Source organism: Proteiniclasticum ruminis (assembly GCF_900115135.1).
Classification (GTDB): domain Bacteria; phylum Bacillota; class Clostridia; order Clostridiales; family Clostridiaceae; genus Proteiniclasticum; species Proteiniclasticum ruminis_A.
In genome coordinates this window covers 8,512-26,622 of the sequence record NZ_FOVK01000002.1, presented here as the reverse complement: position 1 = coordinate 26,622, position 18,111 = coordinate 8,512, and the positions used below count along the sequence as shown (strand labels likewise).

The 18,111-nt window shown below is 39.7% G+C and carries 34 protein-coding genes; 3 read left to right on the top strand and 31 right to left on the bottom strand.

Going from position 1 to position 18,111, the window contains the following annotated elements:
* Positions 1 to 5: 5 nt before the first annotated feature.
* The 28 genes from BM243_RS04770 to BM243_RS04625 form a co-directional block, all read right to left on the bottom strand.
* Positions 6 to 1,643, bottom strand: coding sequence for a terminase TerL endonuclease subunit (locus BM243_RS04770; RefSeq protein WP_207646166.1), 1,638 nt, complete (start codon positions 1,641 to 1,643; stop codon positions 6 to 8).
* Positions 1,636 to 2,133, bottom strand: coding sequence for a helix-turn-helix domain-containing protein (locus BM243_RS15025; RefSeq protein ID WP_083422621.1), 498 nt, complete (start codon positions 2,131 to 2,133; stop codon positions 1,636 to 1,638). Before BM243_RS15025 ends, BM243_RS04770 begins: the two co-directional genes overlap by 8 nt.
* A gap of 102 nt (positions 2,134 to 2,235) precedes the next feature.
* A complete protein-coding gene (locus BM243_RS04755; RefSeq protein ID WP_074911006.1) occupies positions 2,236 to 2,559 on the bottom strand; it encodes an HNH endonuclease in 324 nt (107 codons plus the stop codon).
* Complete coding sequence (locus BM243_RS04750; RefSeq protein WP_074911005.1) at positions 2,522 to 2,845, bottom strand: hypothetical protein; 324 nt, start codon at positions 2,843 to 2,845, stop codon at positions 2,522 to 2,524. The genes BM243_RS04755 and BM243_RS04750 overlap by 38 nt, the downstream gene beginning before the upstream one ends.
* A 48-nt stretch (positions 2,846 to 2,893) precedes the next feature.
* Positions 2,894 to 3,754, bottom strand: coding sequence for a hypothetical protein (locus tag BM243_RS04745; protein ID WP_074911003.1), 861 nt, complete (start codon positions 3,752 to 3,754; stop codon positions 2,894 to 2,896).
* Positions 3,755 to 4,160: 406 nt separating this feature from the next.
* Complete coding sequence (locus BM243_RS04735) at positions 4,161 to 4,586, bottom strand: DUF1492 domain-containing protein (protein WP_074910999.1); 426 nt, start codon at positions 4,584 to 4,586, stop codon at positions 4,161 to 4,163.
* 137 nt (positions 4,587 to 4,723) lie between these two features.
* A complete protein-coding gene (locus BM243_RS15210; RefSeq protein ID WP_177213461.1) occupies positions 4,724 to 4,891 on the bottom strand; it encodes a hypothetical protein in 168 nt (55 codons plus the stop codon).
* Positions 4,878 to 5,237, bottom strand: a complete 360-nt coding sequence (locus tag BM243_RS04730; protein ID WP_074910998.1) for a hypothetical protein — start codon at positions 5,235 to 5,237, stop codon at positions 4,878 to 4,880. Before BM243_RS04730 ends, BM243_RS15210 begins: the two co-directional genes overlap by 14 nt.
* A gap of 11 nt (positions 5,238 to 5,248) precedes the next feature.
* A complete protein-coding gene (locus BM243_RS04725) occupies positions 5,249 to 5,539 on the bottom strand; it encodes a hypothetical protein (RefSeq protein WP_074910996.1) in 291 nt (96 codons plus the stop codon).
* A gap of 185 nt (positions 5,540 to 5,724) precedes the next feature.
* The gene (locus BM243_RS04720) at positions 5,725 to 5,985 is read right to left on the bottom strand and encodes a hypothetical protein (RefSeq protein WP_074910995.1); all 261 of its coding nucleotides are present in this window, start codon (positions 5,983 to 5,985) and stop codon (positions 5,725 to 5,727) included.
* Entirely contained in the window at positions 5,975 to 6,364 is a 390-nt protein-coding gene (locus BM243_RS04715; RefSeq protein WP_074910993.1) for a hypothetical protein, read from the bottom strand. Before BM243_RS04715 ends, BM243_RS04720 begins: the two co-directional genes overlap by 11 nt.
* Positions 6,354 to 6,548, bottom strand: a complete 195-nt coding sequence (locus BM243_RS04710) for a hypothetical protein (RefSeq protein ID WP_074910992.1) — start codon at positions 6,546 to 6,548, stop codon at positions 6,354 to 6,356. Before BM243_RS04710 ends, BM243_RS04715 begins: the two co-directional genes overlap by 11 nt.
* Complete coding sequence (locus BM243_RS04705; protein ID WP_143093538.1) at positions 6,545 to 6,904, bottom strand: hypothetical protein; 360 nt, start codon at positions 6,902 to 6,904, stop codon at positions 6,545 to 6,547. Before BM243_RS04705 ends, BM243_RS04710 begins: the two co-directional genes overlap by 4 nt.
* A gap of 56 nt (positions 6,905 to 6,960) precedes the next feature.
* A complete protein-coding gene (locus BM243_RS04700; protein ID WP_074910989.1) occupies positions 6,961 to 8,859 on the bottom strand; it encodes a PcfJ domain-containing protein in 1,899 nt (632 codons plus the stop codon).
* Positions 8,860 to 8,864: 5 nt separating this feature from the next.
* Positions 8,865 to 9,344, bottom strand: a complete 480-nt coding sequence (locus BM243_RS04695) for a Cas9 inhibitor AcrIIA9 family protein (RefSeq protein WP_074910987.1) — start codon at positions 9,342 to 9,344, stop codon at positions 8,865 to 8,867.
* A gap of 11 nt (positions 9,345 to 9,355) precedes the next feature.
* Positions 9,356 to 9,736, bottom strand: coding sequence for a hypothetical protein (locus BM243_RS04690; protein ID WP_074910985.1), 381 nt, complete (start codon positions 9,734 to 9,736; stop codon positions 9,356 to 9,358).
* Positions 9,733 to 10,146, bottom strand: a complete 414-nt coding sequence (locus BM243_RS04685; RefSeq protein ID WP_074910983.1) for a hypothetical protein — start codon at positions 10,144 to 10,146, stop codon at positions 9,733 to 9,735. Before BM243_RS04685 ends, BM243_RS04690 begins: the two co-directional genes overlap by 4 nt.
* The gene (locus BM243_RS04680) at positions 10,147 to 10,563 is read right to left on the bottom strand and encodes a RusA family crossover junction endodeoxyribonuclease (protein WP_074910982.1); all 417 of its coding nucleotides are present in this window, start codon (positions 10,561 to 10,563) and stop codon (positions 10,147 to 10,149) included. It abuts the gene before it with no gap.
* A gap of 202 nt (positions 10,564 to 10,765) precedes the next feature.
* Complete coding sequence (locus tag BM243_RS04670; RefSeq protein ID WP_074910979.1) at positions 10,766 to 11,626, bottom strand: DnaD domain-containing protein; 861 nt, start codon at positions 11,624 to 11,626, stop codon at positions 10,766 to 10,768.
* Positions 11,627 to 11,653: 27 nt separating this feature from the next.
* Positions 11,654 to 12,064 carry a single-stranded DNA-binding protein gene (locus BM243_RS04665; protein ID WP_074910977.1) on the bottom strand — a complete coding sequence of 137 codons (411 nt, stop codon included), beginning with the start codon at positions 12,062 to 12,064 and terminating at the stop codon, positions 11,654 to 11,656.
* Positions 12,057 to 12,359 carry a hypothetical protein gene (locus BM243_RS04660; protein WP_074910976.1) on the bottom strand — a complete coding sequence of 101 codons (303 nt, stop codon included), beginning with the start codon at positions 12,357 to 12,359 and terminating at the stop codon, positions 12,057 to 12,059. The genes BM243_RS04665 and BM243_RS04660 overlap by 8 nt, the downstream gene beginning before the upstream one ends.
* Positions 12,352 to 12,903, bottom strand: coding sequence for a hypothetical protein (locus BM243_RS04655; protein WP_074910974.1), 552 nt, complete (start codon positions 12,901 to 12,903; stop codon positions 12,352 to 12,354). Before BM243_RS04655 ends, BM243_RS04660 begins: the two co-directional genes overlap by 8 nt.
* Positions 12,903 to 13,136 (bottom strand): hypothetical protein, encoded by a 234-nt coding sequence (locus tag BM243_RS04650; protein WP_074910973.1) that lies wholly within the window; start codon positions 13,134 to 13,136, stop codon positions 12,903 to 12,905. The genes BM243_RS04655 and BM243_RS04650 overlap by 1 nt, the downstream gene beginning before the upstream one ends.
* Before the next feature lie 253 nt (positions 13,137 to 13,389).
* Positions 13,390 to 13,713 carry a hypothetical protein gene (locus BM243_RS04640; protein WP_074910969.1) on the bottom strand — a complete coding sequence of 108 codons (324 nt, stop codon included), beginning with the start codon at positions 13,711 to 13,713 and terminating at the stop codon, positions 13,390 to 13,392.
* A complete protein-coding gene (locus BM243_RS15475; RefSeq protein WP_278335435.1) occupies positions 13,714 to 13,839 on the bottom strand; it encodes a hypothetical protein in 126 nt (41 codons plus the stop codon).
* On the bottom strand, positions 13,814 to 14,164 hold the full coding sequence (locus tag BM243_RS04635; protein ID WP_074910968.1) for a hypothetical protein: 351 nt from the start codon (positions 14,162 to 14,164) through the stop codon (positions 13,814 to 13,816). The genes BM243_RS15475 and BM243_RS04635 overlap by 26 nt, the downstream gene beginning before the upstream one ends.
* Positions 14,161 to 14,493: a hypothetical protein gene (locus BM243_RS04630; protein WP_074910966.1), complete on the bottom strand. Its 333-nt coding sequence runs from the start codon at positions 14,491 to 14,493 to the stop codon at positions 14,161 to 14,163. The genes BM243_RS04635 and BM243_RS04630 overlap by 4 nt, the downstream gene beginning before the upstream one ends.
* Positions 14,494 to 14,757, bottom strand: coding sequence for a hypothetical protein (locus tag BM243_RS04625; protein ID WP_074910965.1), 264 nt, complete (start codon positions 14,755 to 14,757; stop codon positions 14,494 to 14,496). It abuts the gene before it with no gap.
* Positions 14,758 to 14,823: 66 nt separating this feature from the next.
* Here BM243_RS04625 and BM243_RS04620 point away from each other — a divergent pair, with 66 nt between their 5' ends.
* Complete coding sequence (locus BM243_RS04620; protein ID WP_074910963.1) at positions 14,824 to 15,024, top strand: hypothetical protein; 201 nt, start codon at positions 14,824 to 14,826, stop codon at positions 15,022 to 15,024.
* A 22-nt stretch (positions 15,025 to 15,046) separates the two neighbouring features.
* Here BM243_RS04620 and BM243_RS15470 read toward each other — a convergent pair whose 3' ends face one another.
* The 3 genes from BM243_RS15470 to BM243_RS04610 are packed head-to-tail and all read right to left on the bottom strand — an operon-like array spanning position 15,047 to position 16,160.
* The gene (locus tag BM243_RS15470) at positions 15,047 to 15,169 is read right to left on the bottom strand and encodes a hypothetical protein (protein WP_278335434.1); all 123 of its coding nucleotides are present in this window, start codon (positions 15,167 to 15,169) and stop codon (positions 15,047 to 15,049) included.
* Entirely contained in the window at positions 15,169 to 15,906 is a 738-nt protein-coding gene (locus BM243_RS04615) for a phage antirepressor KilAC domain-containing protein (RefSeq protein WP_074910962.1), read from the bottom strand. The genes BM243_RS15470 and BM243_RS04615 overlap by 1 nt, the downstream gene beginning before the upstream one ends.
* A gap of 50 nt (positions 15,907 to 15,956) precedes the next feature.
* Positions 15,957 to 16,160, bottom strand: a complete 204-nt coding sequence (locus BM243_RS04610; protein ID WP_074910961.1) for a helix-turn-helix transcriptional regulator — start codon at positions 16,158 to 16,160, stop codon at positions 15,957 to 15,959.
* Positions 16,161 to 16,304: 144 nt separating this feature from the next.
* Here BM243_RS04610 and lexA point away from each other — a divergent pair, with 144 nt between their 5' ends.
* Together lexA and BM243_RS04600 are read left to right on the top strand one after the other, a co-directional pair.
* A complete protein-coding gene (lexA, locus tag BM243_RS04605) occupies positions 16,305 to 16,901 on the top strand; it encodes a transcriptional repressor LexA (RefSeq protein WP_074910959.1) in 597 nt (198 codons plus the stop codon).
* A 60-nt stretch (positions 16,902 to 16,961) separates the two neighbouring features.
* Positions 16,962 to 17,975: a site-specific integrase gene (locus tag BM243_RS04600; RefSeq protein ID WP_074910957.1), complete on the top strand. Its 1,014-nt coding sequence runs from the start codon at positions 16,962 to 16,964 to the stop codon at positions 17,973 to 17,975.
* The last annotated feature ends 136 nt before the right edge of the window (positions 17,976 to 18,111 follow it).

Genomic DNA, 18,111 nt, shown 5'->3' with positions numbered 1-18,111 from the left:
CAGCGTTAGTAGTTTCTGGTCTTAAACCTCTTTTGATATTTAACCGGTTCAGCTGGCAATTCCTCTTCTTTCACAAGAGCGTGGATGAGTGCATGGAAACCGTCGGTTTTTCTCTTTATAGGTTCAATCTTGTGATAGGTCTTGTTTCCTTTTCCATCTGTAACAACTTTTGTATTATTGACGTACCATCTCATCATCGGGTTGTCTCCCCATTTTATGAGGCCTTTCCCAAAGAGCGTGTCTATTGTAGGGGCTAATAAGTTATGAGTGGCTGGACCAGCTCTAACTTCTTCCATTGGCAGTCCAGCTTTTTGAAATCCTTCTTTCAGAAGCTTCAATCGGAATGTGTCTCCCGCAATTTTTCTGATTCTGTATTTCTTGGCCATGCTTAGGAACCAATCGATGATATACTTTTCATCGGCTATTTGGCCTGGGATGATTGTGTAAAGATTCTTCTCTTTCGCCACCGCAAGAAGATCTTGATTGTAGTTCGTGAGTCTCAAGGATTCTTCAACAATGAAGGTATGGCTTAGCCAATATCTTATAGGTCCTTTTCTAAACAAAAGGCCAACTCCAATAAAGTCTCTAACGTCCGCATAGTCAACGGCGCCGATACATTCCCACCCTTCGAGATCTGGAAGTGGTTCTGAAGCATCAATAAGCTGCTGATGTGTGGCCACAACAACAGTTGTATCCTGGAGTGGAAAGTTCAATCTCTTTGTCAAAAACTCAATCTTGGAGGTTTGGCTATCTTTCGCATCGATAAAATACTGTTCCATTTCCTGCTGCAGATTTGGAAGCCATGGAAGGTTTGGATTCGCCTTGATCCACATTTCTGGATCTTCCCATTCTTCCATACTTTCAATTCTACAAATCAGCGGAAACATTCTTCTTCTCTTTTCTTTCCCGCTGAGGATCTCCAAGGCCACTCTTTTGAAATGGTCCAGCACTCCTTCTCTCAGATATCCATCCGTGGTGATATAAAAGATTCTTGGGTTTGCTACTTTACCCAACGCGGAAGTGAAAACATTGAGGATCTTCGTGTCTTCATATTCATGGATTTCGTCGAATACAATAGCTCCAGGCCTTAACCCATCCTTTGTCTTCGCGTTAGAAGTCCAGAACTTGATAACAGCATTCAGCTTCCGGAAGGTTATTTTTTCAAGAGTTCTTGTAAATGCTGCCTGAAGCTTTCGGTGGTTTCCTATAGTCTCATGCACATCCATGAAAGATGTCTTTGCCTGCTCCTCAGAGTTGGCCACCATATCCACGTTGTATCTTTTGATTCCGTGTCGGTTGCTTGATAGGTAAAAAGAAATGTCTGATATCAGCGAATTTTTCCCGAATCCTCTACCGGAATAAATGAAAAACTCTCTGAATACAACTGATCCATCGGTATAGAAAAGCCCCGACACACACGCATGGATAAAGCGCTGTATCGGGGTTAATTTGTATGGTCTGTAAGTCTCAATAAAATCGATGCAATCATTGATTTTATCTATATCAACAATTACATCTTTTTCCTGCAGCTTTTCTTCCACAAGTGCGATAAGCTGCACCTGTTCAATGTTTACCGGCTGCTTATGATTTTTTACAATGTCAATCCAGTCGTCAAGATGAGCACATGAGCCTTTTTTATACATCTGCTCCATCCTCTGGCTTTATGGTATTGGCATTTAAGCCTAGCTTATCCAGAACGATCAGCATCTGCTTATTCACATTGACAAGCAGTGCAACGCTATCATTTTTCTTTGGGCCAGTGGCGCCCATCACAGAGACTCCATTTTTATTGATGTCATGTTCGAGCTCAATTGATGTTTTCCACATCTGCATGTATCGATTCACTAGATCAACGAATACTGGTTTCAATGCTCCTTTTTCATCAAGAGCATTCAGAAGGTACTCCTTTATGTCTTCTTCTGAGTAAGTAACTGCCGTGTCCATTTCATGGTCACGTGCCTCTTGATAGTCACGTAATAGACACTCCACTTTTTCAACGATTTCTTTCGGCGGTTTCCGCTTTGCGGATTCATAGTTTTTCCAAGTGGTCAAGCCAATCCCCAGCGTTTCCGCCATACCCTTTTGAGTGAGGTTTAACTCTTCTCTGACCTGTCTCAAATCCACCAAAACCACCCCTCTCCCTCATGATAAAATTTAAAAAATCTCCGTTGCGTCCCCCCCCTCCCGTTGCATGGTCCCCCCGATAGAAGGCCGTTTGATTCGACCCGGGGGGATTTAGAACCATTCTTCGTTCATGAAGACTGGCGTTGCATTGAGCTTCTCAGGGTGAACAATATTGTGATGGTACTTACAGAGTATCTCTACGTTACTGAGCGTCAGCGCGAGCTCAGGCTTCTCTCTGACCTCTTCCTTATGGTGGCACGCACCATACTGTCCGTGCTTGCCTTCTCGCTTGCACATCTGGCATTCATTGTTGTCTCGTATCTTAGCTTTAGATCGCAAGAACCTGTACTCTTTCCAGGTGTAGAACTTCTGAACTTCGTCGTCTTCTATGAGCTTATTAAGCTTTCGTAGCAGTTCCGGTTTCATTAAGTCCATTTAAGTACTCCTTTATCAATAGCTTCTGGATCTCCACTACTACCTCAGTATTGAGTTGTCTCGGATTGATTCCAACCTTATCCAAGAACTCACGGTTCCTTTCATAGAGCAGCACGTTTCGCATGACAGTAAAAAGAACAGCCGCGATTTCCGATGTGTTGAACCCATTGAGAATAAGCATCTCTCTGATTTTGAGTTCAATGGCATCAATATCTACATTTGCTCTATTCTTCTTGAGTTGCTCATTGATCTTCTTGTTCTGATAATAATTCACATTCTTTGGCATTGGTACCCCCTCCTAATTCATAATGTACAGAATCACACACTTCTATTCTCAACTTTCATCTTCGTACTCATGAATCCATAATAAAATTGGCAATGCTTCTTTGAGGTAAATTAGAAATGATAAACTCTTTGCTGCGTTTAGTTCATTCCCGTAACTACAATCTATTCCATGTAGAACTGAATGCCTACTAAACTTTGAATGGATTTTGCATTCATTAAATAGTGATTCAATATCGTTTGAACTTGCAGTCATGCTTACACTGAAATTATCAAATACAGTTATATTAGCTATAATCATTCTTGTAATTATATCTTCTTTATCTGTTAAATCTTTATTAAACTGACGATGAACAGCAGAACGGATATTTTCTTCGTAATTTCTCTTTGTGAAAACACTTAACCTACTGTTCAATCTAAGAATATCACGGCTAAGACCATCCAATTGAATTAATAGCAATGGGATGCTAGCATCATAATTTTTTTGCTTATATAAATCAATGGCTTTACTAAGTAGAATCTTACGATCTGGATTCAATTCTACAACTTCATTAATCTTGACTAAATCAAAGTCCGTGATGAACTTTAATAATGTACTATCAACTCTTTCAATGTATTCATTTCTTTCTATACATCCATTGTAATATGAGTTGATTAACACATGTAATTCATCGATGTATGGATTCTTATATGATACAGTCCATCCAAATTTCCTCATTTCCTCACAAACAAATATATATTTTTCAACGTCTTCCAAAGAATAATATTTATCTAGCTCAGCTAGAAAATCTCTAAACTGTTTGATGAGTCTCTGAATTGAGGCATTTACTATGTTTTGGTATCTAGCACTTACTTCGCGCATTTTTTCTCTAAATGGTTCTAACATTGCATCAAAATCTGGAATATTATACATATTGAATCCACCCTTTCATTTTGTTTAAGAATAACAAATATATAAAGAGTAAACAATATCTGAGAATTTATAGTTTTGTTTGCTTAAGTGAACCATTAACCCTCTTGTAACAGCGCTCTCTCATACAGTCTTTCACTCCATTGTAAGGATACTTGAGCTTGGTTTTACAATGCATGCAAGACAAAGCGCGTCCCTCTCTGATGGTGTACTCTATCTCTTTTATGATGCCCGTGGTTGCTTTGCCACAGTTTTTGCAGATCATTTTAATATCATTGTCAGCCATATGCTCACCCGCCTTATGCGTAACAAAAAGCCCCTACACGCTGTGCAAGGGCTTTCTGTCATATTGAAAGGAGTAATCTACTGGGAAAATCGCTTGATACCATATTATCATGAATCATTCGGACTAATTCGGACTATCCTCAAAGAATTTATCATGTATTCTTCTTGGATAAGATTCATCTGTAACCCCAATCTTGTAGGCAATTTGCTGCCACGTCATCAGGTCATAGTATCTATATTCGAATATCGTCCTAATTTTTACTGATTCGATGTTGCATATGAACTCAGCTATCTCTATCGATCTATTCATGGACTTCTCCACCCTCTTTGAGAGAAGCTCCTTAAACCTTGATATTGATGCCTGTTTCTTTTCTGCATCGAATCCCTCAATCAGTATCGGATGTTGTGTGTAAGGAAACTCTATACTGGATCCTTTCACAACATCAGCAACGTAACCCTCGTTCTTATCTTTCAATTTTTCAATCCTTGCTTGCAATCTTTTGATTTCTTTTTGTAGTTCTCGATATTCACACAGTTGCTCTTTAGTCATTCACTACCTCCAAACACAACTTACCTAATGCAGTCCAGCTCCACCGTAGCATTCGATCAGATTCTGTTTCTTTCAATTCTTCTGTTTCATCTTCATTGTTGAGTTCTGGTTCAGGCTTCTTGAATTGAGCTTTATATCTATACCTTCTTGGTATTTTCCTCTTCATTCAGCCTTCTCACCTCCACCTCATACCCTTGCTTAATAGATTGTCTTTTGTAATGTAAAGCCTCTTGAGCGTTATCGCATATGATGGAGATGTTGTTTTCCGGATCCTTGTACTTGAGCAGAAGCTTATACTTTCCCATGCTTATGATTCCTTTCCATGCGCTTAATGAGCTCCTCAGCAGTTTCTCGTGAAATATCCCTTACGAATACCGTTGTATCAGCGCCTTTACCCATATCCGCTCCCACGATAATGTCATCATTAGTGTTTTCTTTGATAACACCTGACTTCAAATTCTCATCTTCAATTATTTCCTGCAGAACAGTTCTTCTTTTTTCAAGCTTGTCTTCATAATCGTATAGTTTTCTAAGCGCTTGGAAATCAATTTCCCTTTCAACTTTTAGCTTTTCTGTACTTTCATTAGCCAGTTTTAGCTTTCGATTTACTTCATGCAGCAACCGATTTAGAACTTCAATCTTGTTATCCATTTTTCTCCCCCTTAATTTCCATCAGCGTCTAAAAGCTTGACCCAGGCTAGTGCATCTTTCAGTATTGCTTTGGCTATGAGCTGTGCTTGTTCAGAGCGCTTCTTTTCTTTAACAAGTGTTTGTTCTGTTCCATCTACCGGAAGGTAACTTCTTACCTGGTGAAGGGCGTCGATTCTTCTTTGACATCTCAGCCCGTCGAATGGATCCATGAATCTGTAACCTTGCATTCGGAGCTGGACCGCTATATCCTTCATGATGTCAATCTCCAGCTCCTCCTTATCTTTAATAACCTTTATTACCATCTACAATCTCTCCTTGTCGAACCAATCCGGTTCACTTCTTCGATCCTCTTCTTTTAGTACCTCTTTGATTTCTAAGCATCTGGAGCAGTAAAATCTATCAAGTCTAGTGTACGTATTCGAATATGTGTAGCTTATATATTTAGTCTTGTAAATTGTATCTAGGTGTCTAAAGTCATGTTCGCAGCTCACTCTTCACTCCCCCAATCAAGCTTATGGCCACAATTACCGCAATAATTATCAGTTGCTGACTTATCACAAATAGGACAATAGTCGTAATGCTCGCCATCATCTCCACCTTCACTCACTGTAGGCTTCTTCGCTACCTGCTTCTCAGTGGCTGCAATGGCGACATTTAAAGGTTCAAGCACTCTTATTCCATCCACTCTAGATGTGGCCAATGCCACTCTCATTCTTTTGAGCACATCCAGTGCTTCTTCAGGCTTCATCATGCTCCTCCAACTCATATTTCATTTCTTCTGGGACCTCTACCTTCACTTCATCACAATAGTTTCCGTGGTTTGCGTATTTTTCATTGTATTCTTCAAAACATTTTTTAAGATATTCTTTTCCTTTCTCCGGCATTTCATAATCTTCTCCCGCGAAGTCATGGTCCCACAAAGATTCCTCAATGCGGTCAACTTCAGAATCTGTATCTATCGTTATTTTCACCAGAACCAACCCGGAAACTATATCTGGACACTTTATATGCTTATCTTTTAGGATTTCAAGAAGTTCTTCTATTTCACCAGTTGCCACTTCTCCATCTAAATAAGCATTGCTAGAAAAACCAACACCATACTTTTTCATATATTCATCATGTTTCATTCTTTGCAGCCTCCTTTAATTCTTTAATTTCCTTATCCTGTCGGTTCACAGCCGATACGAGCTCATTAATTTTTTCCTGGAGTATGTTGCTATGCTCCGTAATCGTGAGTACATCTTTCCTTGAGTCGTGGAACAGCCCTGTGTTTCCGGATCTCCTCAATCGCTTTGTGATTTGTTCAATCATTCATGCACCCCCATTATTTTCACGATGATTTTCAATCGCTTTGAATTCACTCTTTCCGCCTGCTCAGTTTTGTAAAAAGACAATTCATTATTATGTGCATCGCAGTAGTCCGTGTCACTTTCGTAGCTATTTGAACACTTTTCGCACATAGGCTTATCACATCTTTTTAGAGCTGCAATTTCTATTGGAATTTCCTTTCCGTATTGATCAATAATCGTATCTTTTTTATAATTTCTAAAGTCACAGAGCTTCGTCGCTTTTTCGCCACACTTGTAACATCGGCGTTTCATTCCTGCACCTCCCGCTCCATGGCTTTCCATTTCTGGCGACTGTTTTTCCAGTTTCTGTTTCTCCATAGCCATCTAACGCAACGGACATAATACCTGATCATCTTCATTTTCTTTCCCCCTTCTTAAGCAGCTGTTGTAGCTTTCTTTTTCTTGTTTTTATTCAGTCTTACCTGATGCTTTGAAATCATGGTTTTAACCATCTTTGGTACACCCGCATTGTTAAGCCCTCTCACCTGAATCAACATGTATGTCTCCGGTTCAAGCTCCATTGTGTATAAAGGATCATGAGGTTTATCTTTCTCCCTGATAAAGAGGATGAGTCTTTCACCGGAAGCGACTCTCTCAATGTATGAACCTACACAATGATGGAGGACCTTTCCTTCTCTTGCTATCTCCTTCGCACTCATTGGAAGCCTTATCAAGTATTTTTCAGAATCAAAATTGAATTTCTCGCTGTTTGCCTTGAAGAACTCTGCAATTGATCTGTTATGAGCAGCTTGGATTTTTATATCTAGCAATGCTGAAGCTTGGTCATGGGCCTCTTTGAAATGTCTAGGAAATTGCACGAACCGGTCTCTCATATTCCAGTTAAGTTTTTCAGCCATGTCTATATAGTCCATGTAGTCTCCGAAATTAATGTCCTTGGTGTATTTGAGTACCTGGTGTACTGTAGATAATTTAGCAACTCTGAAGAAGTCTTCATATTGATGTGAATATCTGTCCGAGTACCTACTTTCAATTTCCAGAAGATGCTCATCTTGGATATGTAAATTTTCTGACTCTGAAAGCTGCAGTATTTTCAGCATATTTAAGCTTGCAGACAACTTTACAGCACGGTTGAAATTGTATTTACCAATACCAAGTACTTCTGTTGGGGTTTTCCCATGTAGATTGATTTTCGGCCACCTAGTTCTCTCATACATGTAGTACCCATCCCCGTTTATCTGAACTATTGCTGCCAGTGCTAATTTATGTAGTCCAAGCTTTGCAAGGTACTCAATCGCGGATCCTTTGAGGTAAGTGTTTAGGTAATCTTCTGGCCTGAACTGAGCATCAGAATTTATCATTTCCCACAATCCGGAATATTGGAATCTGGTCCCTTTTAGCTCCTCTTGAATGTTTCCAGGATATATTGGAGATTCGTAAGAATCGAATAATGCTCCATTATTCCACCTGACTTGATCAGTAGACTTGAAGGTCCCGTAATGGAAAATCTTATACTCATCAGTTATGATTTTGCGGTGATACTCATTCTTTGATTTATCAACCCTTGGGCCACCTGAGAAGTTTTCGTGTCGGTACCATATGCTAAATTCTCTCACGACAGCTCCTCCAGGATAACTCTGAACTAATCGAGCACGCCCTTTATCGTTTGCCAGGCTGAATTTTCCACTTGCTTTAAAGGTGATCACGCTGTTGCAGCTTGGACATTTGCCTTTTACATTATGCTTGGCTCCGCTTACCATCACATCACTTTCACAGTGAGTGCATCTGCCTTTCATGAGCTTCGCCTTTCTATACTGATAAATGATGTACCTGGACTCTTTCATGACTTCATCATCAATCCACTTATAAAAATCTTCTGGTATAGGCTTCACGTGCTCCATATAAGTATCTATTTCGTCCATTTCCTTTTTATGCACAATTGCTAGTCTTCGCTTTCTAATCTCTTCCTGGAGCTCCACCAGCTTCTCTATGGGGTCATTCTCTGTCTTCAAGTACTTTCGCATTACTTCCATGGATTCTTTGCCTGCAATGAGGGTATACCTTGGCCAGTAGTAAAACAGTCTTTCGATTCCTGATTTTCTCCACTTGTTTCCCTCAAGGACAATCCAGTCTCCCAAGGTGTGAAAGATTCTGAAGCCGAGCTCGTTTTTATTGTTGTACAAATCAAGTACCAGGATCTCCTCATGCTGGTATGCATTGACCAGGTAATATCTTTCAGAATTCAAGGTATTTAAAACTTCCGCTGCATTGATGTAGTCCTTGACTGGTATTTTCTTTAACACTTTCTTATCCACGCGAATCACCCCATCAGGTCAAACAAAGATACCTGGTTATCGATGGCTGGATCTCTATGCTTTACTTCGCTCTTTTTGGTAAGCATGCTCTTTTCTTTCTTGACTTCTACTTTTGGAGGAGCATCCACTTTTGCATAGGTCGTTTCTTCTGCAGCTTTCTTTTCTGGAGGAGCTTGAGTATCCACTCTGATGATATGATCAATCTTTAGCTCCTCTTTGCTGGACTTGTAGTAAGTATCTACAAACTGGTAAACTTCTTCATCTGTTGCGGCCGCTGCTTCTGCTCCCTTTGGAGCTTTATTCTTAATCACCGTGTAGATGTACTGTATGCAGTCTTTCAGCGACTTTTCTTCCAAATCTACCCTTGCCCTGTAGGCGTCATCGACCTCGCACATTTTGTATATGTGTATTGCGATGGCCATGGCAAAGTTCTTTCCATACCTTTGGGTTTTGATTTCCGCGATTTCCCGATTGATTTTCTCCATGATTCTCCTCCCTATATTGCTCTTGCCTCTACTCCAATGCCTTGCATGATGGCCATGAATTTATCAGCCCTGATATTTTCTCCCTTGCAGAGTTTTTTGATGTGTATCGGCTCTACTGAGCACCTCTTGGCTACCTTATCAGCCTCAATTTTGTGTCTTTTTAGAAATTCCAGGATATCCTGATGACTTTGGATGACCTCTTCATTTAGTCTGAGTTCTAGTTTCAGCTCATCTAGCATGTCCAACATGGTGTACAGTGTTCCATCTTGGTGTAGGGCCATTCTCCTCACGGTATGTCCACTCTTCAGCACCTGAGCTCCCAGATACTCATAGCAGTATCCCATTCTATTTTTCTTCTCTCTGATCCTTGCGGTGATTTCATCTAAACTCATTTGACTGGTCTCCTTTCGACTAATCTCCAATACGTGTATTCTCCATGAGTTTTATTTGCTTCTTTTACGCGCTGCAGTTCCTTATGACAGAATTCTGAATAAAGATCCTCTGTATATCGCGGAAGCGAGAAGAAATCCAAAGGCTTGCAGAAAACTTCATGTAGTTCTTGAACTGCTTCAGAGAAATCCTCTCTGCTGAATCCATCTCCATCACTTACGAAAAATCCAGAAGAAGTGATTTCACCGGCTACTACCTCACAGTACTTACATTCATTCCAGGTATAAGGCTCATCAATCTTGAGCAGTGACCTTCTATATGGATCTCCGATTTTGATATCTCTTCCGCAATAGCTGCACTTATGCTCTTTACGAGCTTTCTTGATTGCTTTTGTTCTGATTACTTCTACCATCTATTCTTCTCCTTCCAACTCTTCCAATGTTACTTTCACAAATCCCATGTCTGCATAAAGCTTTTTCATATTGAGTTCCACGATTTGAGAATCATCCCTGTATGCTATCCCGTTGAGGCTATCCAGGATGGCTTTTGCAATGTTATCCACATCAGGTTTCTTTGTGGGCCTTTCCAACTGTCGAAACATCCGCTCTCTTACCCTCTTGCTTTTACTCTTGGGTATAGTGTAGTAAGCTTCTATCGTGGCCCTTATCGGTCCATAGAGGAGCTTTTCTCCAACTCTATTTATGTACACTGATTTCACCCAGTTTTCATACATTGCGGTTTTTCCAGGTGTGTAGTTTATTCCCGCTTTAGTGGTTCTGTGTCTGCCTTTTCCTTGCGGTTCTCCCTCAATCAAAAATGTTACGATCATATCTTGTCTCCTCTGCAATAACTGCCGGTGGTCTCCATGTAGGTCTTCATTGGCTTGTAATTCTCATTAGCGTGCCTATACAAGTCCTCTCTGTGTCTCCAGCATGATATTTCATCGTAAGACTTGCCTTTATCATCACTGGAGATCACTCTGTGATTGCACTTCCTGGAGTAGCAAAACAGGCATTGATCTTTTCTCATACTCAACCTCCTTTTTTATCCCATCCAAGGAGCTGTCTTTCTAATGCATCGTAGTCATATTCCCGCTCCGTAAAGTCTTTCTTTATTTCCTTACCCTTTTTGTCGTATTTGGGCTTCTTCGCATTTCTTCCATTTGCTTTCCAGTTCTTCAGGATCCCTTCCACGTAATTTAGATTAAAGGCATTGCTGAGCGCGGCCTTTTTTATTGCGTCTGATGTCCACTCATACCCATAATGCTTTTCAAGCTCACTGAGTTTTTCAGCCTGGAAGGAACTGGCCAATCCAAAACCCGCTTTTTCAAATTGAGAAAAAATATTATCCGCATGAAGGTTATCCACAACAACAACCGACACTTCTTTTTCTTGTTGTTGTTCTTTTTCTTGTTCTTCTTCTTGTTCTTCTTTTTGTTCTTGTTCTTGTTCTTTTTGCGGATGTGTATCCATACTGTATGGATACTGTATGGATAGGGGTTTTAATTTCAAACCTTGGCTTGTGCATGTGTCATGATACAACCTCGCAAAGCCTTGATTCTTAACGATTGCAAGCTCCTTGTCTACAAGACTGAGCACCTTTGGTGAGGATGATTTGTTGTACTTGATCCAATTGAGAAGATAAACCTCATTTGTATCCTCAGAATAGAGTATTTTCTGTCTGTCTATCATGGTTTTTATCAGTATTGATACTGTATCGATACTGTATCCGAGCTGCATGGAGATCATTTTCTTGCTTATCTCATAGATGCCAATTTGATTCGTGTACGGATTCGTCATGAGGTAAAGATAGAAGTACTTCTCTTCCGGGGACCATTCGAGGAGGCACGGATCAGTCCAAAATGTTATATGGACTTGTCTATATATAGCCATTTAGCAACCCCCCTTTCATTTGTGCTCTTAAAATGGGATATCCCCATCATCTATAGGCGTCATGTCCTCGTAAGATGCTCCATATTCTTCACCGGATGTGTATGAAGCATCAGCGGATTTTTTCGCGAACTCCAGGAACTTGACCTCTTCAGCGACCAATTCCGTGACATATCTCTTCCCGCCATCTTTAGCCTCATAAGATCTTGTCTGGATTCTTCCGGATATTCCTATGAGTCTTCCTTTTTCTGTGTACTGCGCTGTACTTTCAGCGGCTTTTCCCCAGATAACTACCGGGATGAAGTCAGCTTCTTGATGGCCGTCTTTCTTAAATCTTCTCTCTACCGCCACGGTGATCTGCGTTACTGCAGTTCCATTTCCCGGTGTATACTTCAGCTCCGGGTCCTTAGTTAATCGCCCGATAATCACCACTTTATTCATCTTGATCCTCCCGTATGTCTACTTCTGTGATTTTAGATAAAAATTTAAAACCCTCTTTTGATAGGTGAAACAACCAACCTCGAGAACCATCTTGTCTGCTTAGCATCAATCCTTTGTCAGTTAAATCGATAAGAGATTGGAATCCATCACAATTCTCTGCTGTTGCAAAATAATTCCGATAAGCTTTATATTTAGGGTGCTTTCGGCCTGTGACCATACTTCTTTCGAAGCCAATAGTGTGTTTCATGTAATCAATTTGTCTGGGAGTTACAGAGTGGTCCAAGGCTTTATTCATCGGATTTTACCCCCTTGGCAATCAGGAATTTTTCATTTAAGGGTTTCATGATCGCGGTAGATTCGCCATCATTTGGAAGAATAAAGCCTAAGCTTATGAGATATTCCTCAGCCTTAATAGGTGGCATAAATGCTGTGTTTTCCCTTAAAGCGCTGTAGTTGACTCTGACTGACTTCAATGATTCTTCTTTAAATTTTTCTAGAGCTCTGTAAGCATCATCTTTTGATGGATCAAATTGATTATTATAAAAATCTTGTGAACTCATCATGTTTGCCGCCGCCATAACAAGACCTATCGGGGTTCTCCAATAGTCATGCTTAATGACACCGTCATTTGAAAAGTCTTTGATGATTGCATTAATCTTTTCCTCAACTTTGAAGAGGTCTTCTCTGATATCTTCAACCCTGTTCTTAAGATCATACTTATTCATGAGGTTCTGTTTCCTTGATTCATGCTCTGATTCAATATGTTCCTTAACGTTGCGCTGCGCTTCCTGCATCATCGCTTCGATGTACTTATTGATTTCCTTTCTTGTCATTCCCATTATTTTCCCTCCTCAATTTCCTCTTCCATTACTTCTTCCGGAAGCTCCTCCAGCTCCTTTTTACACATGGGGCATACATTGATTCTCATGGCTGAGAAATCATCCTTATCATTGCGGTAATTGATAGCCTCCGTCACAAGGAGATTACCGTGTATATACGTCTTGATGGAGATGTCTCCAAACTCTGAGATATTCATTGCCTTTCCTTTTTGGCAATATAAGCAGATTTCCATTAGATTTCCTCCAGTACCTTTCTAAATGTTTCTTTGATCCATTCGTCTGAGTATCCGTTCTCGCGGAACTGATTGATTAGCCTCATGAGCTCATCGTGAAGTGAGTTGTTTTTCATCTTCTGCCACCTCCCACTTATCCATGCTGAGGCACTCTATTTGTTTCATTTTTTTGTCTTTATCCGGGACCAGTACATAATGCTGGTCTGTCTTAAAATCAACATCAAACTCCAGGATCTCACCTGACTCTTTACACCTAAGCTTTGTTATCATTGCCCATGTACCCCTTTATATAAGCGATTGCTGCAAGGTAGATTGTTGAAACAATGAGGGCAATGATAGGTAGATAGCTTTCTGAGTCCAAGGAGCTGACAGAGAAGACCCATACAAAGACCATGATGATGTTAAAAAGACTAATCACAACTGATAGGATGTGCTCCAGGTTGATGACAACCTTTTGGACCATCTGAGCTTTCCTTCTTTGCTTTCTTCTCAGCTCCGCTTCTCGTTTGAGGCGGTTCTGCTCCATCTGATGGAGCTTGTACTTATGATCAGCGGACCTTCTGTAGTACTCTTCCATTTATTGCACCCCCAGCAGTCTCAAGATATACACAAGGATGGCCATAAAGGCGGCAAATACTGACATGCCAGCGAAGAATATCACGAAAAGAACGGTGTCCTTAAATGTCTTCTTTTTCTTCTGCATCTTCTTCTCCTTCCGAGGTGACAAATTCAATAACCTTCCTTTCGTCATTAAGCTTAAAATATCCAGAACCCAAATCTAACGTTGTCGCAGCACGCGGAATAATCACAGTGGATAGTTCACTTTCAAAGACTTCTGAAAGTGCATCGGCCACATTTGGCATGTTGCTGAAGACCAGAGACTTCTTGTAACGCTCTACAGATTTGTGTAGTTGCCAGTAGGTTTTGCAATAGAGTTTAAGATCCTCATGGATTTTCATTGCAAGCGCCTTTATAGCGTCGTCATGTTCCTTTTTATACAGTTCAAACTGTAGTAATTCTTCGTTCATTTTGTTTCCTCCGATTTTCTAAAAGATTTAGTTGCGTGATGGAGATCTGCTTTAAGGGATTCGATGTCCTTTATCAATCTCGCCATATCTTTGTTTCGAATTACTGCACGGGCATGAGGGTCAGATGTGAAATAATTTATATTTTTAGGCTCGTGAGTTTCCTCTGTGTAATCGAAGGTCCTACCAAGGACAACAATCGGTATATCTCTGGAGACTGAAAATGTAAGAACTATCCACTTCGCTTCAAGGTAAGCGTTGATATCGGTTACTGTTTGAGGATCGAGATAGAACTCTTTTACCTCTTTCACCTTATAAAGTACGTTGTTCATTTAATTAGCTACCTCCCTTATCGTTTTTAGCTTGCTTTCCAGCTCAATAATTTTTAGACTTTGTTCTTTTATGATTCGATCTTTTTTCATCAAAAGATTGTCGACACCGTCGCACTCAATTTTCTCAATGCTGGTGAGTGAAAAACGGACACCCGGTATTCCGGATAATCTTCTTATGATGCCTTCCTCTTCATATCTAGCGATGGTTCTGGCATCTACTCCCCATCGCTCGCACAGGTCTTTCACTGTAAGGACTGTTTTCATGTGTATTTTTCTCCTTTCTTTTCTCTCTCCTTTCGATATACTGGTTATAGAAAGGAGGTGAATAATATGGTTAGTGTAAAAGTCCACCTGAAATCAGGTAAACAATTTATGATTTCTAACTTTGTAGGTATCTTTGACATTTACGAAAAGGATATTGGAAATTCGATTCCCGTAAATTCAATTTCCATCAGGTTTAAAGGGGAAGCAGAGGAAGCAGTTGTCCCATCTGATCAGATCGAGTATTTTCTAATAACAGAGTCAAAATAGTTCTTAAAGGGCATAGTTGGCGCTATGCCCTTTCCCCTACAACGATTTCGATAAGCACGCCTGAAATTTTCTCAAAAAGCTTGTCTGCCTCAAGGGCAACATCTTCAAGTTCTGCCATTGTCTTCACATAAATAGTGATTTTCATTAGTTCAATTCTCCTTTCAAAAATTTATTTACGAAGTAAATTTGTCCTTTTCCGGTGACCTTTGGTGTCCTCGTGATCCTTACTGAACCATCAGGATTATTCACTGAGCTTTTTTTAATATCCATGATTTTGAGATCCATGGAATACTGACTAGGAATGTTATAGTCTTCACCGCTTTTAAGAAGATATCCCTTATCTCTCAAGACTTGGAATAGTCTTTTTTGCCCTATATCAATACCATTTTGGTTCAATAGTTTTGCTAGTTCACCAACCAGGATGCTGTTCCGGGATGATGCTACACTATCGGCAAAGAGTGCTTTTGGCTTCAGCTCCTCAATGTGTCCTTCAAGGGCTTTCTTTTCTTCCTGTTCTTGGATCCAAGCTTTGGCTCTTTCGATTGGGTCAGAAATCTGATAGGATGGGGCCTTTTCCATCAGCATCCTTTCCATTCTATTGAAGGCTTCGATGTACTTGAGCTTCCACTCCAGTGCCTTTTGTCCGGTGAATCCCATAACGAGTAGAGAAAACCCGTCACGGTTCATCAGGTATTCAGAGTAATCTCTTCCTCTCTCATTCTTGTATGAGGACTCATAGAACATCGATTTCACGGTCGAATTTTCGGCAGTGAGATTTCTTATGGTTTCAAGTACATGGCGATGCTCTTTTTCAAAGTTATCAGCAATCTGTCTGCTGCTGACCACCACCTGACCATTATTAATTATTGTTAGATTATTCATCTTAATTACCCCCTTCATATTACTTAAAGTAAAGTGATGAGCAAAAAAAATTACGCCTTTATGTCATCTATGTCAACATCGTACAGTTTAGCCAAAGCGTAAATCACCAAACCGTTATTTTTAGCGTCTTCTTGTTCCCATTTAATTACAGTTGGCCTACTCACCCCGAGCCTATCTGCAACATCTTGCTGACTCATCCCTTTGTTTACCCGCCAAGCCTTTAGGGTTATTGACTGAGAATTTTTGTTTTCCATGAAATATCACCTCCTCTGATTAATTTTATACTACATTACTTAAAGTAATATTGCAACCCATTTTGTAAAAATAATTTACTTAAAGTCATTGTAATAATAATTTACTTATAGTAAAATTAAGTTACATATAAAGGAGGTGATTAAATGAAAAGCTCAAGAGAAATACTTTCTGAAAATATTAGGTTTCAATTAGACAAGCACAGCATGGAACAGTCAGATCTGGCTGATAAGCTGGGCGTATCTCAATCATCAGTATCTCATTGGATAAATGGAAATAAATATCCGAGGATTGACACGATAGAAAAAATGGCTGAAATATTTAACGTTAGAAAGTCAGACATTACAGACGAACCTCGGTCAAGGTCAAACTCAAAACGAATACCATTGATAGGTACAATAGCCGCGGGTCAACCGATACTAGCCGAACAGAACATTGAAGATTATTTTAGTTTAGATAATAAAATCAAAGCGGATTTTTGTTTGAGAATAAAAGGTGACAGTATGATCAACGTAAATATCATGGACGGAGACATCGTGTTTATTAGAAAACAAGATGATTTAGAGGATGGCGAAATTGGTGCTGTTCTAGTAGATGATTCTGCAACTCTTAAACGTTTTTTCAGAGAGAATGGTTCTGTTATTCTTCAGTCTGAGAACTTTACTTATAAACCCATGGTTATATCAAAAGGAGAAGTTAGAATCCTCGGGAAAATGGTGGCAAGTTTAAGACAGTATAAGTAGACAACAGGGAGCAGTCGCGAAGCTCCCTCTTGTTTTATACTTTTGAAAGGAGAATAGAAGATGAACTACACGGTATCACTAAGAAAGCGTGGAAATAAATGGAGTTATCAGATATTTACTGGCAACAAGTACCACTCCAGCAAATCTGGTTTTAAAACTAAGTCAGAAGCAAAGAGAGCTGGTGATCAAGCTGCTCTTAAAATCAAAAATCCGGAGAGAAAAAAGAACACTTTTAAGGAAATTGCTGATCTTTATATTGATGATGGAACTAAGGAAGAAACCACTAAAAGAGCATATAAGAGCTGGTTGAAAAACTTTGAACCTATTTACGATGTTGAGATGCTAAAATTAACCTATGTGGATGTTGCTCCGATCATACATGATTATTATAAGGACCATAAATATAATGGCACCATGAGCCTACTACGCTTTGGAAAGAGTATTATGAACTATGCGATTCATAAGCTTGACTATGACATGAAAAATCCTTTTGAAAAAGTGACGATAGAAGAGAAAGCTTCCAAGTCAGTTAAGAAACACCAGATACTAACTGAAAGTGAAATGCTTGAACTGTTTGATAAAATAGAAAATCAGGATATAAGATTCTTGACTATGTGTTTCGGACTAGCGGGTCTGCGAATATCTGAGGCGAGGGGCCTCACCAGGAACAGCTTCAAAAGCCAGTTTATCCACATCACTCAACAGAAGCAGCTTGATAAAACTGTAAAACCTGACACTAAATCAAAAGACGGACACAGAAAAGTTCCATTGGATCCTAGGCTAAAAAATGAGCTAAAGAAAATGCCTGTGTCGCTAGATAAGAATCAGGTGATCGTACAGAAACTTTACCAAAGCAATGATGTGATTAAGGTTTATAGAAGCCTTGGTTATTCGATCACGCCTCACAGTTTAAGACATGCATACGCAACAATGGCGATACAAAAAGGTGTGGATCTGAAGACAATATCTTATTTTATCGGCGATACTTTAGAAGTAGTAATTAAGACATACGCCCATGTTAATACAGACATGATTGAGCAAGGAAGAAAAGTTTTGACAAATTCTTTGACATAGACAGTACCTATCTTGTTAAATCAACGTCTAAGATATTTTCATTTTTTAACATGGTTTTAATTTATAGCCTTTGACAAGCACAGACAATTTATTTCAATTTATGTCAAACCGTTGATATGCCTCGATTGTTATAAAA

What these genes read in the sequence shown, in the direction of transcription:
- BM243_RS04770 (WP_207646166.1), bottom strand. Translation starts at nt 1,643, where the DNA reads ATGTATAAAAAAGGCTCATGTGCTCATCTTGACGACTGGATTGACATT.
- BM243_RS04755 (WP_074911006.1), bottom strand. Translation starts at nt 2,559, where the DNA reads ATGGACTTAATGAAACCGGAACTGCTACGAAAGCTTAATAAGCTCATA.
- BM243_RS04750 (WP_074911005.1), bottom strand. Translation starts at nt 2,845, where the DNA reads ATGCCAAAGAATGTGAATTATTATCAGAACAAGAAGATCAATGAGCAA.
- BM243_RS04745 (WP_074911003.1), bottom strand. Translation starts at nt 3,754, where the DNA reads ATGTATAATATTCCAGATTTTGATGCAATGTTAGAACCATTTAGAGAA.
- BM243_RS04735 (WP_074910999.1), bottom strand. Translation starts at nt 4,586, where the DNA reads ATGACTAAAGAGCAACTGTGTGAATATCGAGAACTACAAAAAGAAATC.
- BM243_RS15210 (WP_177213461.1), bottom strand. Translation starts at nt 4,891, where the DNA reads ATGGGAAAGTATAAGCTTCTGCTCAAGTACAAGGATCCGGAAAACAAC.
- BM243_RS04730 (WP_074910998.1), bottom strand. Translation starts at nt 5,237, where the DNA reads ATGGATAACAAGATTGAAGTTCTAAATCGGTTGCTGCATGAAGTAAAT.
- BM243_RS04725 (WP_074910996.1), bottom strand. Translation starts at nt 5,539, where the DNA reads ATGGTAATAAAGGTTATTAAAGATAAGGAGGAGCTGGAGATTGACATC.
- BM243_RS04720 (WP_074910995.1), bottom strand. Translation starts at nt 5,985, where the DNA reads ATGAAGCCTGAAGAAGCACTGGATGTGCTCAAAAGAATGAGAGTGGCA.
- BM243_RS04715 (WP_074910993.1), bottom strand. Translation starts at nt 6,364, where the DNA reads ATGAAACATGATGAATATATGAAAAAGTATGGTGTTGGTTTTTCTAGC.
- BM243_RS04710 (WP_074910992.1), bottom strand. Translation starts at nt 6,548, where the DNA reads ATGATTGAACAAATCACAAAGCGATTGAGGAGATCCGGAAACACAGGG.
- BM243_RS04705 (WP_143093538.1), bottom strand. Translation starts at nt 6,904, where the DNA reads ATGGAGAAACAGAAACTGGAAAAACAGTCGCCAGAAATGGAAAGCCAT.
- BM243_RS04695 (WP_074910987.1), bottom strand. Translation starts at nt 9,344, where the DNA reads ATGGAGAAAATCAATCGGGAAATCGCGGAAATCAAAACCCAAAGGTAT.
- BM243_RS04690 (WP_074910985.1), bottom strand. Translation starts at nt 9,736, where the DNA reads ATGAGTTTAGATGAAATCACCGCAAGGATCAGAGAGAAGAAAAATAGA.
- BM243_RS04685 (WP_074910983.1), bottom strand. Translation starts at nt 10,146, where the DNA reads ATGGTAGAAGTAATCAGAACAAAAGCAATCAAGAAAGCTCGTAAAGAG.
- BM243_RS04680 (WP_074910982.1), bottom strand. Translation starts at nt 10,563, where the DNA reads ATGATCGTAACATTTTTGATTGAGGGAGAACCGCAAGGAAAAGGCAGA.
- BM243_RS04670 (WP_074910979.1), bottom strand. Translation starts at nt 11,626, where the DNA reads ATGGCTATATATAGACAAGTCCATATAACATTTTGGACTGATCCGTGC.
- BM243_RS04665 (WP_074910977.1), bottom strand. Translation starts at nt 12,064, where the DNA reads ATGAATAAAGTGGTGATTATCGGGCGATTAACTAAGGACCCGGAGCTG.
- BM243_RS04660 (WP_074910976.1), bottom strand. Translation starts at nt 12,359, where the DNA reads ATGAATAAAGCCTTGGACCACTCTGTAACTCCCAGACAAATTGATTAC.
- BM243_RS04655 (WP_074910974.1), bottom strand. Translation starts at nt 12,903, where the DNA reads ATGGGAATGACAAGAAAGGAAATCAATAAGTACATCGAAGCGATGATG.
- BM243_RS04650 (WP_074910973.1), bottom strand. Translation starts at nt 13,136, where the DNA reads ATGGAAATCTGCTTATATTGCCAAAAAGGAAAGGCAATGAATATCTCA.
- BM243_RS04640 (WP_074910969.1), bottom strand. Translation starts at nt 13,713, where the DNA reads ATGGAAGAGTACTACAGAAGGTCCGCTGATCATAAGTACAAGCTCCAT.
- BM243_RS15475 (WP_278335435.1), bottom strand. Translation starts at nt 13,839, where the DNA reads ATGCAGAAGAAAAAGAAGACATTTAAGGACACCGTTCTTTTCGTGATA.
- BM243_RS04635 (WP_074910968.1), bottom strand. Translation starts at nt 14,164, where the DNA reads ATGAACGAAGAATTACTACAGTTTGAACTGTATAAAAAGGAACATGAC.
- BM243_RS04630 (WP_074910966.1), bottom strand. Translation starts at nt 14,493, where the DNA reads ATGAACAACGTACTTTATAAGGTGAAAGAGGTAAAAGAGTTCTATCTC.
- BM243_RS04625 (WP_074910965.1), bottom strand. Translation starts at nt 14,757, where the DNA reads ATGAAAACAGTCCTTACAGTGAAAGACCTGTGCGAGCGATGGGGAGTA.
- BM243_RS04620 (WP_074910963.1), top strand. Translation starts at nt 14,824, where the DNA reads ATGGTTAGTGTAAAAGTCCACCTGAAATCAGGTAAACAATTTATGATT.
- BM243_RS15470 (WP_278335434.1), bottom strand. Translation starts at nt 15,169, where the DNA reads ATGAAAATCACTATTTATGTGAAGACAATGGCAGAACTTGAAGATGTT.
- BM243_RS04615 (WP_074910962.1), bottom strand. Translation starts at nt 15,906, where the DNA reads ATGAATAATCTAACAATAATTAATAATGGTCAGGTGGTGGTCAGCAGC.
- BM243_RS04610 (WP_074910961.1), bottom strand. Translation starts at nt 16,160, where the DNA reads ATGGAAAACAAAAATTCTCAGTCAATAACCCTAAAGGCTTGGCGGGTA.
- lexA (WP_074910959.1), top strand. Translation starts at nt 16,305, where the DNA reads ATGAAAAGCTCAAGAGAAATACTTTCTGAAAATATTAGGTTTCAATTA.
- BM243_RS04600 (WP_074910957.1), top strand. Translation starts at nt 16,962, where the DNA reads ATGAACTACACGGTATCACTAAGAAAGCGTGGAAATAAATGGAGTTAT.